10 protein-coding genes are annotated in these 13193 nt (G+C 44.9%); 4 read left to right on the top strand and 6 right to left on the bottom strand.

Annotation, left to right across the window (positions count from 1 at the left end; all coding sequences use genetic code 11):
• Positions 1 to 31 precede the first annotated feature (31 nt).
• The 6 genes from HNP76_RS05275 to HNP76_RS05250 form a co-directional block, all read right to left on the bottom strand.
• The gene (locus HNP76_RS05275; RefSeq protein ID WP_206173030.1) at positions 32 to 739 is read right to left on the bottom strand and encodes a queuosine precursor transporter; all 708 of its coding nucleotides are present in this window, start codon (positions 737 to 739) and stop codon (positions 32 to 34) included.
• A 24-nt stretch (positions 740 to 763) separates the two neighbouring features.
• Positions 764 to 1237 carry a preQ(1) synthase gene (gene queF / locus HNP76_RS05270; RefSeq protein WP_184658219.1) on the bottom strand — a complete coding sequence of 158 codons (474 nt, stop codon included), beginning with the start codon at positions 1235 to 1237 and terminating at the stop codon, positions 764 to 766.
• Positions 1238 to 1325: 88 nt separating this feature from the next.
• The gene (locus HNP76_RS05265; protein ID WP_184658218.1) at positions 1326 to 2222 is read right to left on the bottom strand and encodes a 23S rRNA (adenine(2030)-N(6))-methyltransferase RlmJ; all 897 of its coding nucleotides are present in this window, start codon (positions 2220 to 2222) and stop codon (positions 1326 to 1328) included.
• 62 nt (positions 2223 to 2284) lie between these two features.
• The gene (locus HNP76_RS05260) at positions 2285 to 4105 is read right to left on the bottom strand and encodes a hypothetical protein (RefSeq protein ID WP_184658216.1); all 1821 of its coding nucleotides are present in this window, start codon (positions 4103 to 4105) and stop codon (positions 2285 to 2287) included.
• A gap of 41 nt (positions 4106 to 4146) precedes the next feature.
• A complete protein-coding gene (locus tag HNP76_RS05255; RefSeq protein ID WP_184658214.1) occupies positions 4147 to 4965 on the bottom strand; it encodes an outer membrane lipoprotein-sorting protein in 819 nt (272 codons plus the stop codon).
• Positions 4966 to 5024: 59 nt separating this feature from the next.
• A complete protein-coding gene (locus HNP76_RS05250; RefSeq protein ID WP_184658212.1) occupies positions 5025 to 5375 on the bottom strand; it encodes an ArsR/SmtB family transcription factor in 351 nt (116 codons plus the stop codon).
• 192 nt (positions 5376 to 5567) lie between these two features.
• Here HNP76_RS05250 and HNP76_RS05245 point away from each other — a divergent pair, with 192 nt between their 5' ends.
• The 4 genes from HNP76_RS05245 to HNP76_RS05230 all read left to right on the top strand — a co-directional run bounded on the left by HNP76_RS05245 (position 5568) and on the right by HNP76_RS05230 (position 13193).
• A complete protein-coding gene (locus tag HNP76_RS05245) occupies positions 5568 to 8462 on the top strand; it encodes an efflux RND transporter permease subunit (RefSeq protein WP_184658210.1) in 2895 nt (964 codons plus the stop codon).
• A complete protein-coding gene (locus HNP76_RS05240; RefSeq protein ID WP_184658208.1) occupies positions 8462 to 11446 on the top strand; it encodes an efflux RND transporter permease subunit in 2985 nt (994 codons plus the stop codon). The genes HNP76_RS05245 and HNP76_RS05240 overlap by 1 nt, the downstream gene beginning before the upstream one ends.
• Before the next feature lie 136 nt (positions 11447 to 11582).
• Positions 11583 to 12374: an outer membrane lipoprotein-sorting protein gene (locus tag HNP76_RS05235; protein WP_184658206.1), complete on the top strand. Its 792-nt coding sequence runs from the start codon at positions 11583 to 11585 to the stop codon at positions 12372 to 12374.
• A 159-nt stretch (positions 12375 to 12533) separates the two neighbouring features.
• Complete coding sequence (locus HNP76_RS05230; RefSeq protein WP_184658204.1) at positions 12534 to 13193, top strand: HAD family hydrolase; 660 nt, start codon at positions 12534 to 12536, stop codon at positions 13191 to 13193.

The raw sequence follows: 13193 nt of genomic DNA, 5'->3' as shown, positions 1-13193 counted from the left end.
AAAAGTTTTTCTGTCAGTTGATTTTAAGAATCTACTTGCTGAGTAATTCCGGGTGCTTTTCGGCGATTCTTCTTGCAAGATAAAGGAATGGAGTGTCCAGAATCGAAGTTGCAAGGAAAATCAAGTATCCGAAAATCAGAATCTGAATAAGTACTCTGGTTGGGAAAACGCCTGCGAATGCAAGCAGGTTGAAAACAAGGACGTTAATCAGCTGGCTGACCATTGTTGAGCCGTTGTTGCGCAGCCACAAAAATCCCTTTCTGTTTCCGAACTTCTTCTCGCTCCACTTCCAGATGTGGTGATAAGCCCAGACGTCGTAGATTTCACATACGGCGTAGGCAAAAAGACTTGAGAGCATGACACGTGGAGTGTTTGCAAAAACCGTGCGGATTGGGCTTGCCATCGTGTCAGCCTCAGCGGGAACATACAGGAACCAGCTCTGTGAAATCAGAATGAAGGTGATGTTAGCCGCAATTCCGATTTTGACACATTTGTTTGCTTCTTCCTTGCCGTAAATCTCGCTCATGATGTCTGTTGCGAGGAAAGACGAGGCAAAAATTACGTTTCCCAGGGTTGTGTCCATGCCGTAAGCGTGAACCAAAATCAAAACTTCAATGTTAGCCGCAATAGTGCAGATAACAGTCCATGCAAAAATTCCGTTTTTACCGAAAATCCTGAAAAAAGCAACGAGTCCGCCAAAAAAGACAAAGACCGATGCCGCCATTAAAATCTCATTCATAATTAACTCCTGATTTTTACTTTCCTATCGTCTGTCGATAGCCGCGAAAAGGCGTGTTTTGGCGATGTTTTCGTAATCCGTGCCCGGCTTGCCGTAGTTTGCAAAAGGGTAGATTGAGATTCCGCCGCGTGGAGTGAAGATACCTTCGACCTCAAGGTACTTCGGCTCCAAAAGCTTTACGAGGTCCTTCATGATGATGTTCACGCAGTCCTCATGGAAATCGCCGTGGTTACGGAAACTGAAGAGATAAAGCTTGAGTGATTTTGATTCGACAAGAAATCCGTCTGGAATGTAGTTGATTTTGATTTCTGCGAAGTCCGGCTGCCCTGTTTTCGGGCAAAGTGAAGTGAATTCCGGGCAGTTGAATGTGACCATGTAGTCGTTGCCCGGGTGCTTGTTTGGAAATTTCTCTAAGATTTCCGGTGCGTAGTCGTTTGGATACTTTGTGGCCGTGTTGCCGAGCAAAGTAACGCCCGCAAGTTCAGAATCTGAACGCATTGAAATGTCCCCCTAGTTTTGTTTTAAGTCAGGATGGTCTCGAACTGACTGTTGCAATATTAGACAAAAAAGAGTTTTTACGCAATATCTAGAGCGCTTCAACGCTCCAAACAGCTGCTGTTTCGCCTAGGATTTTGCTTAGTTCTGGCATGATTTCCTTCAGCTCTTCATCAAGCTGGTAGGGGAAGTTTACGATGAACATGCCGCTGCCGTAGAGCGAGGCCAGGCCTGTCATGTCTTCCTTGCGCTTGATTTCCATCTGCACGTCGAGGATTTTTGGCTCTGTGGCTTCTACGCTTGCCGCAATCTGTTCCTTCATCATCGAGATTTCTGCGCTTCTGTGGGCGACCAGCGGATACCAGAGGGCGATTATTCCCGCACTCCATTTTTTGTGGACCCGCGAAATTACCTGGCCGCACTTTTCAAAGTCGCTTGCATCCTCAAAAGAAGGATCGATAACGCAAAGGCCGCGCTTGATTTTTGGCGGCGTTAGGGCTTTTAAAAGCTCGTAGCCGTCGCGTTTGTGAAGGGCAGGCTCAATGAAATTCAAGCCATTTTCGTCGCAAAACTTTCTTCTATTATAATAGCAGTTTTTCAGTTCTTCAAAGGCGGTAGGGTGGAGCTCCGAAAGAATCTGTTCGTCACCCGGCCGTAAAAAGAAGTTCTCAATCAAAGGTGAACCCGGATATTCTCCGCGTGCATAATATTCTTGAATCAAAGAAAAAAAACTTTTTCCTGCCTGACTTTCAAAGGATGATTTTTCTGCGTTTATTTGTGCCAGAATCTTTTTGACCCCGGAATCCGCTTCCCCGGTCTTTTGCGCGCGCTCGTCGTCAAGGCGGTAAAGTCCGCTTCCTGCATGAGTGTCGATGACACAGAAGGGCTTGTCCTTTTTGCAAAGGTGCTCAAGAATCAGCGAAAGTGTAAGGTGCTTTAAGATGTCAGCATGATTGCCCGCATGATAGGCATGAATATAAGACAGCATATTTCTATTATATCAAAAAAAATGCCCTGCTAAAAGCAGGGCCTAATCAGCTAATCAATTAACTAGAATTGATATTTTGCTGTCAACTGCAGAAATGCTTTGTCGTTATTCTCTGTGTCGGCAGTGAAGTTGTAGAACTCGCCGTTTTCATTGTCACAGTGGAGGTAAACGCCGCGGAGACCGAATGTGAGTCCTTCAGAAACATTGTACTCGATTTTTGGAGCTACCATGTAGCCCTTGTCTTCGATACAGTAGATTCCCTGAACTTCTGTTGTGAGCTTTTCGTTCAACCATTTGTCAGAAATAAGGGCGATGATTTTGTTGTTGATGTATTTGTCATCGCTGTTGTAGTCTGTGTCAAGGTTGCCGAGAGTTTCCCAGCCGACTCTTCCAACTCCGTCGATATCAATGCCACCGTCTTTGATTTTATCGTTCTTAAGGATGTATTTACCTGTTTCCTGAACGTTCAAGTTGAGGTTGTGGATTGGAAGGTCAATATCAAATCCTACAAGCCATGAGACTGAGTTGTTCTTAATCCATGGATTGTCACCGGCAGTATCTTCTGTGAGGTTGTAGGCAACTTCCCATCGTGTGTTGAGCTTCCAGAGAACGAATGCTGCTTCAAGACCGAATACCTGCAACTGGTCGTAGTTGAGGGAAATAAGTTCCGAAGGATCTTTTGCCAGAGATGCCTTTGCAAGTGCTCCAAGAGTTTGAGCTGTTGCTGCTGCCTGTTCAGCCTGAGCCTGATATTCAAGTGCTTTTGCCTGAGCAGCCTGTGCATTTACAGTATCTCCAGCAGTAGCATACTGTTTAGCAGCGTTAGCATATTGTTCAGCGGCATTTTTTGCTTTAGTTGCACCGTCAGCGTACTTCTGTGCTGCATTTGCATAGTAGGTCATTGATGTTGCACCAAGCAATTTTGCAGACGGCTGTTTGTAGTGACCGTAGTAGTAGCTTGCACCCCAGTCAATTCCGCCCAAAGTTCCTGTCATTCGAAGACCTGCCTGACCGTATTTAATGGTTTTGATATTATCCTCGTAAAGACTGTCAGCAGAAAAACTTGAAAGACCCATAAGACCTGTGATAAGACCGTCACTGTTCAATTTGATTTTGTATGGATCGTCTGTAGTTCCTGTGCCTGCAAGTCCGATATAGCCTTCAAGCTGACTTGCTGCCTGAGTTTTTACAAGTTTTGTAACTTCATTTGTAAGTTTTTTCTGAGCAGCTGGAACCAAGAATCCCTCGCTTGCAAAGCGGTCTGCTGTCATCCATGGAGTAAAGATTCCTTCCAATTTGAGGTTGTAGTCCCATGAAAGGTTTGCAGTTGCCTTGAACATTACCTCACCGATTCGGCGGTCAATGTAGTCAGGGAAGATGAAATCTGAGTAGTCGTTTGCGTTGAAGTTGTCGAGGACGTGAACTTTGTCGCCTTTGCCCCAGACTTCCTTCATTTTACCGGCTTTGAGCTGGAATTTTCCCTCTTTGAATGAACCGCTTGCATACAATTCATCGATAACGTCTTCATGATGCTCTGTGAGTGAAGTTGAGTCGAGTTTGAGCTTGAGGTTGGCTCCAGTGTAGTCGCCCTCGTAGTTGAGCTCGAGGTTTGCGTAAGCGCCTGCGTCCATCTGAGTTTTGCTCAAATCATAGGCACCCTTATAGTTTTTAGTGTCGAACTTGCCTGTGTCTTTGTTTGTAGTTCCGAGCCAGGCACGAGTTTCTGCACCGACTTCGCCAGAGACAGTTACTGCAGGAGCAGAAGACTCTTCGAAGCTTGAGCCTCCGAAGTCGTCACCTGAGTCTCCGCCGAAATCAAAGTCATCAGCAAATGAGAATGCGGCAAAAGAAAGTGCTGCTAATGTAAATATAATCTTTTTCATAAATTACTCCTTTATAAGCCAGTTTTAACGGGCTCCAAATATTACTTAGCTTTTCCTGTTGAAAGGTACTGCTGTGTAAAGTAGCTGTCTGGCATTGGTCCGTCCATGATTGGTTCTTTAATCTCGAGGACAGTTTCACGGCCGGTCTTGTTGTTTGAGATGCGGGCTTTCATACGCATTGTGTATTTTTTGCCTGTTTTTGATGTGAGGTAAATCCAGTCTTCAGTAGTGTATGTCTTCATGATCTGATTCTGGTTCTTTTTGTCGAAATATTCGATTTTTGCAGGCAGATATGTCTCTTTGTCGATGTACTGAATGCGGTATGAATATTCAACTTCGCTCTTTTTGTATGGAACTGACTTGATTTTCCAGCAAGTGTAGTTTCTTCCACCAGGAACAGTAATCTTTACTTCTTTTTCGAGCATTTCGTGCTTGTCGTCGTCAACGTGGCGGACTGCCATGTCGTTGTATGTGAATTCACAGCCGACGAACTGCTTGTAGCGCTCGCCCATAGGAATTCGGCGTACCTGCTTGAGTTTTGGCATGTAAATCCAGCGGTCATCTTCGCGTTTGTTGCGCTCCATCTGGAGAACGCGGGTGTCTTTTTTGCCGGCTGGTCCACGGATGTCGAATACAGTGTCGATGAGTCCGTTTTTATTTGTACGTCCGTACTGTTTCATTGGCATTTCTTCGGTTTGACCGCTTTTTTCGATGTTGTGAAGCATCATTGTTGCTGTAGAGGTGTCCGGAGCTTTCAATGTCGATGATTTTTGAATGATATCATAAGCTTCATCTGCGAAAGCGGCTGTAGAGAGTGCAAATGCAAGTGAAGCCAATGCAAGTTTTTTTAGAATTTTCATAGATACTCCTTGAATTCAAAAGTGATATTGTTTGATTATAGCATATGGTTAAGTATATTTCAACTTTCTTCTTCAGAAAGAATTTCTTCTACTGTTTCCATAAGGGCTTTCATTGGTATAAAGGCATCTTTCAGCCGCAGTTTATAGAAAATCTGCGTGCCCCTTTTGACCGGTTCTACGATTCCTGCATCCTTTAGAACCTTGAGGTGATGGGAAATTGCCGGTCGTGAGAGAATCGTCTTCCCTGAGAGGTCAGCGACATTTATTCCGTTCAGGCCGGCCTCGGCAAGATCCAGACAGATTTTTTGCCGGGTGCTGTCACCGAGGGCGAGAAAGATTTTTGAACACGCCTTGAAGTCAACAAGAGCCTGTTCGATTTTTTTCGGGTCAATCATATTTGAATCCCCCATAGATTTTGACTCCACAAAAAAGGCTTTATTTATTCTTGAAAATAATTTATAATTTCCTTTAAGAATTTACTTGACACTTTTTTGTCTTGTCATTATATTTGGTTTATCGGTTTAATTACTTGAACCAATATAAACGATTCTACACTGAATTTCAAGTGGTTCAACAAAAAATTCTTTAAATAGGAGTACGAAATGATTAAAAAGATGCTTAAATGCTCCTGGCTCATTATTTTCCTGAGTCTCGCTATTACTGCATTTTTCGGCTGGCAGCTTCGAAAAATCTCTATTGAGAATACAGTTCGAATGTACATGCCGCAAAGTTCTGAGTCTTATCAGCGTATGTTGAAGGCTGAGGAAGATTACGGAAGCATGATGGTCCTTGGAATCTCCATGGAGACTAGCGGTGAGACAATCCTCACTCCTGAGTACCTTAAGATTGTTCAGGACGTTACAGAACAGATTGCCAATGTTGATTATGTAGAAAGCATTGACTCAATCACAAATATGGACTTCATCGTGGGCGAGGACGGAAGCCTCAAGGCATCAAGCATGCTTGGCGAGGACTACAGCGGAACGCCTGAGGATATGGCCGCAATTAAGCAGCGGCTTGTTGACTGGCAGGAAATGTACAACCGCGTAATCATCACTGATGACGGTCGAACAACCCAGCTCATGATTACTCTGCAGCCAAAAGACGAAAACGGCGACATGCTCAACTCAAAGCGCCAGATGGCAGCCCTTCACGACATTCAGAAAATCTGTGAGACTGCCCTCGAAGGCTCAGATCTTGAAGTCCGCTACTTCGGTGACCCGGTTTTGAGTGACAACGGCTATACTTTCATGGTTTCAGACCTTTTGATTTTGATTCCTTTCGTAGCTCTTGTAGTCCTCCTTTCACTTTATTTCTCATTCCACACATGGAGCGGCACTCTTCTTCCTTTGATTACCGTCCTTATGGCTACAGTATGGTCAGTCGGCATCATGTGTATGCTCAACGTTACATTCACAATCATCGGAAGCGTAATTCCGGTTTGTCTCGTTGCCTGTGGTTCAGCTTACGGTATTCACGTTCTTACCCACTATTACATCGGTCTTGATAAAATCGAGGGTGAGATTACAAAAGAAAATCATGCGGGTGCAATCGAGTACGGCCTTAAGGATGTCTGGATTGCAGTCGTTCTTGCAGGCGTTACAACCGTCGCAGGCTTCATTTCCAACATCACAAGCCCGATCATGCCACTCAAATCATTCTCTGTATTTGCGGCAGCCGGCGTTGTCTTCTCTTTGATTCTTTCAATGACTTTCATCCCGGCAATGCTTTATATCACACCAATCAGCAAGGTTGGAAAACATTGGCGCAATAAGAATCGTATTTCTGCAAAACTTAAGATGAAGCTTGAAAAACAGCTCAAGCGTCAGGGTGGAAAAACTTCCGCAGAGGCTACGACAAACACTCTTTACATGGTCTATCACTTCTTCTCTGGAACAAAACCACGCCTTATCGTTTCAACGGCAATCCTTCTTCTGGTTGCAATAATCGGATTCAAGATGCTTATCGTTGACACAGCCCTGGTAAATTACTTCCCTAAGGATTCAAAATTCCGCCAGGACATCACTTATGTAGACGAAAATCTTGCCGGTTCAAACACTCTTTACCTTATCGTAAGCGGCGAGGAAAAAGAGGCTGAGGAAGCGCCTGCTGAAAGTGCAGGGGAGTCTGTAGCTGATTCAGTTGCAAGTGAGTTTGACTTCGGAACTGCTGAAAACAATGTGGCTGATTCTGTCGCAAGTGACTTCGACTTCGGAACTGCTGAGCCTGGTACGGCTGATGACTTTGGATTTGGAGAAGCTTCAAACGCTGCTACAGATGACTTCGTATTCGCTGATGCCTCAAACACAGGCGCTGATTTCGGATTTGGTGACATGGCTGATTCTTCTGAGGCTGCCGAGGCTCCGAAACAGTATTACATGCTTACAAACCCGGAAATCCTCAAGGCTGTTGACGGAATGCAGGAATATCTTCTTGCACGCCATGACGGAATCGGAAAGATGGTTTCATTCACAACATTCATCAAGCGAATGAACCAGGTTATGAACGCTCCTGTCAATGATGATAAACTTTCTTCTATTATAACTGTTCAGCAGGGCTTGGAAATGCTCCACAAGGCTTACACTCTTGCCGGCGGAGACAAGTCAAATGTCGCTGATATTGTCGCTGAACTTGAAAAGCAGCTCAACTTCAACGGAATTGACTATTATGAGATTCCTTATGATGTTGCAAAATATCCTGTCTCAACACGCTCAGAGCTTGGGGACTTGGTAACTCAGTACCTTTACCTTCTTTCGAGCCAGCAGATTCAGCGTTTTGCAAACAACATGACCATGCCGACTGCAATCCGAACTCAGGTTCAGCTCCGTACTCACTCAACTGCCGACACTGCTGCAATCATTGCCGACGCTCAGGCTTATGCTGAAAAGCATTTCCCGAAAGGCTACAAGATTGATGCAACTGGTAACGGTGAAATGGAGTACACAATGACTAAAATGGTCGTTGACAGCCAGACAACCAGCATCCTGCTTTCGCTCGCAATGGTATTCATCATCATTTCCCTTTCATTCAAGTCGCCATGGGCAGGCATCATCGGTGCAATCCCTCTCGGACTCACGATTCTGCTCAACTTCATGGTAATGGGATATGCCGGAATCGCACTTGACCTTTGTACAAGCATCATCGCATCGGTCGCAATCGGTGTCGGCATTGACTACACGATTCACTTCATGGAAACATACCGCACTCAGCGTGCATTGACGGACGACCTTGAGGAAGTAACTAAAAATACATTCAAGACAAGTGGCCGCGGAATCCTTACGAACGCAATCGCAGTCGGACTCGGATTCTGTGTGCTCCTGTTCAGCCGGTTCATCATTTTGAGGTATATCGGAGCTTTGGTAGCAGTCGTAATGTTCACAAGCTCAACCCTCGCAATGACTGTAATCCCTGGCCTTCTCAATGCCTTCGATCCTAAGTTCATGTGGTCAAAAGAGCAGAAAGAAGCGTATAAGAAGCAGCTCCAAGAGGAGAATTAATGATTAAGAGAATGCTTAAATGTTCCTGGCTCGTCATTGCCATCTGTGCGGCTATCACAGTTTTCTTTGGCTGGCAGCTCAAGAACATTAAGATTGAGAACACCAGCCGCACTTTCATGCCGAAGGATGACGAGTCTTATCAGTTCATGCTTAAGACGGAAAAAGATTTCGGAAGCATGCTCGCGCTCGGAATTCTTCTGGAGACGAGGGGAGATTCAATTCTTTCGCCTGAGTATATCGGAATCATTCAGAAGATTACCGATAGAATCACGGAAATTGAATTCGTTGAAAGCGTGGATTCACTTACAAACATCGATTATATTTTCGGTGAGGTGAGTGAGGACGGCGAGGGTACGCTTAGGGCAAACAGCCTTCTCGGTGAGGACGGTGAATATACCGGCTCCCAGGAAGACATGCGCATGATTAAGCGGAAAATCATCGACTGGGAGGAAATGTACAACCGCGTCGTTGTAAATGACAGTTTTACTGCCGCCCAGCTTGTGGTTTCACTCACGGCTTCTGATGAGACTGGCGAGGAGCTTTCTTCTGCAGTTCAGAATTCAATTCTTGCTGCGATTCAGAAGGTTTGTGATGAGGAACTTGAGGGCAGTTCGCTTGCCGTCCGTTACTATGGTGACCCGGTAATGTCGCATGATGCCCGTGATTTCCTTATTTCGGACCTTGTAAAGCTCATTCCGTTCGTCGCAATCATTGTCCTGCTTTCACTGTATTTCTCATTCCATACATGGAGCGGAACACTTCTGCCACTCGTTACGGTTCTGGTTTCTACAGTCTGGTCTGTGGGCATTCTTTCTTTCCTTAAACTTCCTTTTACAATCATCGGCAGCATGATTCCTGTCTGTTTGATTGCATGTGGCTCTGCCTACGGAATTCATGTCATGACTCATTACTACATCGGTCTTGACAGGATTCAGGGTGAGGTCACAAAAGAAAATCATGCCGGTGCGATTGAATTTGCGCTGAAGGATGTCTGGATTGCAGTCCTTCTCGCTTCGATTACGACAATCGCCGGCTTCATTTCGAATGTATCAAGCCCGCTGCGGCCGCTCCGCTCATTCTCTGTCTTTGCGGCAAGTGGTGTTGCATTCTCCCTGATTCTTTCGATCACTCTTATTCCGGCAATTCTTTACATTACGCCGCTTAAGACTGTCGGAAAGCACTGGAAGAACAAAAATCACCTGACTGCAAAAATTAAGATGAGGCTTGAAAAAGAGCTTCTTCGCCGGGGTGGAAAATCTGCAACGGAAGCGCAGGGACATACCCTGTACTCGATTTATCATTTCTTTGCAGGCACAAGGCCACGACTCATTGTCTTCATGATGATGATTGTCCTTCTTTCGGTTGTCGGGCTTAAAAAACTTCTTGTTGATACCGCAATGGTCAACTACTTCCCGGAAACGAGCAAATTCCGGCAGGATCTGGCTTATGTTGATGACAGGCTTGCAGGAACGAACAGCATGTTCCTCGTTGTTCAGGGAAATGAATTTACCGAGGAAGAACTTCTTGCTTATGAGCAGTCTTCTTCTTCTGGTTCTGATTCTGCTTCGTCGGATTTTGATTTCGGCGGAAGTGATTTTGACTTCGGTGAAGGCTCGGCTTCTGCTGCCAGTGATTTCGACTTTGGAGGCGCTTCTGATTCTTCTGGAGGTGACTTTGATTTCGGAGAATCTGCGGAAACTGAAAAGCCTAAGAAGTATCATTCACTTACGAATCCTGAGATTCTTAAGGCTGTGGATGACATGCAGAACTACCTTGAACTTCATCATTCTGATGAAATCGGTAAAATCATTTCGTTCACTACTTTCATCAAGCGCATGAATCAGGTAATGCATGTACCTGTCGGAAATGAGGCAGGAACTTATGCTGCTGCCCTCAACAAGAATGTTTCAATGCAGGAACTTCTTTCAATGCTCAGCGATGCCTATGCGGCTGCCGGTGGTGAAGGTTCCAATGCAAACGAAGTTGTCTACGAGCTTGAAAAACGACTCAACTACGCTGGACTCGGATATTATGAAATTCCTTATGATGTTTCAAAATATCCTGTTGCGAGCCGGGAAGAGCTTTCTGATTTGGTAACTCAGTACCTTTATCTTCTTTCGAGCGACAAAATCACGAATTTTGCCGACGATATGACGAATCCAAAGGCAATCCGAATTCAGATTCAGCTCAAAAGCCATTCAACGGTTGAAACAGGCAAGCTGATTGATGAAATCGATGACTATGTGAAGAAGTATTTCCCGAAAGGATATACCGTAACGCCGACAGGAGCCGCAACTCTTGAGAATACGATGAGCCACCTTGTAATTAACAGCCAGATGGTTTCAATCGCGTTCTCTCTGGTCATGGTCTTCATTATTATCGCGCTTTCCTTCAAAAGCGGATGGGCCGGCCTTATCGGTGCAATTCCGCTCGGTCTTGTAATCCTTCTGAACTTCATGGTCATGGGATTTGCAGGAATCCGCCTTGATTTGTGCACGAGCATCGTTTCTTCAATCGCAATCGGTGTCGGAATTGACTACACGATTCACTTTATGGAGACTTACCGCACTGAGCGCCAGAGGATCTACAAAGTGGAGCTTGAGCTGAACGCCGAGCGGGTAAAGGAACTCAGCGGAGATGGAACGGTTCCATTGAGTGATGAAAAGGCAGCTTTGCTTATAAAGAAAATGAGCGGTGGAATGGCAGCCGACCTTGAGGAAGTTGCCCGCCGTACATTCAACACAAGCGGAAAGGGAATTGTCACAAATGCCCTTGCAGTAGGATTAGGTTTCTTCGTGCTGATTCTCAGCCGGTTCATAATCCTCCGCTACATCGGAATTCTTGTGGCGGTCGTCATGTTCACAAGCTCAATGCTTTCAATGACGATAATTCCAGGTCTTCTTAATGCCTTTGACCCGAAATTCATGTGGTCAAAAGAAGAAAAAGAAGCATACAAGGCAAAAATCGCTGAAAAAAGCGAATAAATCTTGTAACCAGATATTGGTTTAACGGTTTAATTTATTGAACCAATTAGATAGGAGGATGTGCTGAATTTAATCAGTCATCCTCAAAAAAAATACCCCGGACCGGGGACGAAAAAAACTTTAGGAGGCATTCTTTATGAAACTTTCAAAAAAATTTACAGCTTTGGCTCTTGCTCTCACAGTGGGAACATCTGCATTCGCAATCGACGGAACAGAAATCATGACTAAGGTTTTCGACCGCCAGAAGCCGGATTTCTCAAAGGCAGCAGTCCAGCTTACACTTGCAAAGAACGGAAAAGTTGAGGAAACACGCAATGTCGGTGAATACGGACGATGCAAAAACAATCTTTCAGATGTCGTTATGATTTTCTTGTCACCGGCTTCTGTAAAAGATACACGCTTCCTTCAGAAAGAGAACGACGGCAAGGATGATGACAAATGGATTTATCTTCCATCACTAAAATCAACACGCCGTGTAGCAGCATCTGACGGCTCAAAATCATTCGTCGGAACAGATTTTTCTTACGACGACATGAGCACTCGCGAAGTTGCTGACGATACACACGAGCTTATCAAGGAGAGCGAGGACAAGGGTAACTTCAAGGACTTGTATGTTGTAAAATCAACTCCAAAAGATCCTAAATCAAGCCAGTATCAGTACAGAATATCTTACATCACAAAAGATGCATGGATTCCGACTTACATCGAGCTTTACGACAAAAAAGGCAAGCTCATGAAAGTAAACGAAATCAAAAGAATCGACAAAATGCCAGGCGCAAACGGCCGCGTTTACAACGTTCCGATGGAGAACGTAATGACAAACGTTCAGACTGGACATTCTTCAACAATCAAGATGGTCAACGTTGAGTTGGACAAACCACTTTCAGACCGCTACTTCACAACAGACTTCTTGAGCTCAGGCAAATAAGCCTTAAAATACGAGATACAAAAAAAGGTGGTCTCCCATCGGGAACCTGCCCCAAACATCGCAGTGAGCATAGCTCAGGCGATTTTGTGTCAGAACCCCGATTCCAACCACCTTTTTTTGTTTTTGCATTTTAAGGACTGTTTATGATATAATTCCCATATGAAAAAAATTCGTGCGATTCTTTTTGATATGGATGGCGTTCTGCTTGATACTGAGACGGTCTGTGAGGTCTGCTGGGCCAAGGCCGCTGATGAAATCGGGCTTTCAAATATTCATGAGATTTTTATGCAGTGTGTCGGACGAAGCAGAAGTGACACGGAAAAGCTTCTTGAAAAATATCTTCCTGACGAAGGAGCTGCCGTAAAATTCCGTAACAGGACCAGCGAGCTTTTTACTGTTGTCGAAAATGAAGAAGGACTTAATAAAATGCCTTTCGTTCTTGACTGTCTTGAATCGCTCAAAAAGGCGGGCTTCCGTCTGGCGGTGGCAAGTTCAACCAGGGCGGCAAAGGTTCATCCCCAGCTGACCAATGCCGGAATCCACGATTACTTTGAGACTTTTACTACAGGCGATACCGTGACCCATTCAAAGCCTGACCCGGAGATTTACCTCAAGGCAGCGGCTTCCTTAAATTTGCAGCCGGAAGAATGTGTCGCCATTGAGGACAGTCCTAACGGAGTCCGTTCCGCTACAAATGCCGGAATAAAATGCATTATGGTCCCGGATTTAATTCAGCCTGATTCAGAGATGAAGGAAAAAGCCTGGAAGATTTTTTCAAACCTCAAGGAAGCTGCGGATTTTTTGTGCTCGGTGGATTAA

It is taken from the genome of Treponema ruminis, from assembly GCF_014201975.1.
GTDB classification, from domain to species: domain Bacteria; phylum Spirochaetota; class Spirochaetia; order Treponematales; family Treponemataceae; genus Treponema_D; species Treponema_D ruminis.
This window is presented reverse-complemented; position numbering and strand designations above follow the sequence as displayed.

Bases quoted from the DNA above. Each gene is read 5' to 3' on its own strand.
- queF (WP_184658219.1), bottom strand. From the start codon at position 1,237: ATGCGTTCAGATTCTGAACTTGCGGGCGTTACTTTGCTCGGCAACACG.
- HNP76_RS05265 (WP_184658218.1), bottom strand. From the start codon at position 2,222: ATGCTGTCTTATATTCATGCCTATCATGCGGGCAATCATGCTGACATC.
- HNP76_RS05255 (WP_184658214.1), bottom strand. From the start codon at position 4,965: ATGAAAATTCTAAAAAAACTTGCATTGGCTTCACTTGCATTTGCACTC.
- HNP76_RS05245 (WP_184658210.1), top strand. From the start codon at position 5,568: ATGATTAAAAAGATGCTTAAATGCTCCTGGCTCATTATTTTCCTGAGT.
- HNP76_RS05250 (WP_184658212.1), bottom strand. From the start codon at position 5,375: ATGGGGGATTCAAATATGATTGACCCGAAAAAAATCGAACAGGCTCTT.
- HNP76_RS05230 (WP_184658204.1), top strand. From the start codon at position 12,534: ATGAAAAAAATTCGTGCGATTCTTTTTGATATGGATGGCGTTCTGCTT.
- HNP76_RS05275 (WP_206173030.1), bottom strand. From the start codon at position 739: ATGAATGAGATTTTAATGGCGGCATCGGTCTTTGTCTTTTTTGGCGGA.
- HNP76_RS05235 (WP_184658206.1), top strand. From the start codon at position 11,583: ATGAAACTTTCAAAAAAATTTACAGCTTTGGCTCTTGCTCTCACAGTG.
- HNP76_RS05260 (WP_184658216.1), bottom strand. From the start codon at position 4,105: ATGAAAAAGATTATATTTACATTAGCAGCACTTTCTTTTGCCGCATTC.
- HNP76_RS05240 (WP_184658208.1), top strand. From the start codon at position 8,462: ATGATTAAGAGAATGCTTAAATGTTCCTGGCTCGTCATTGCCATCTGT.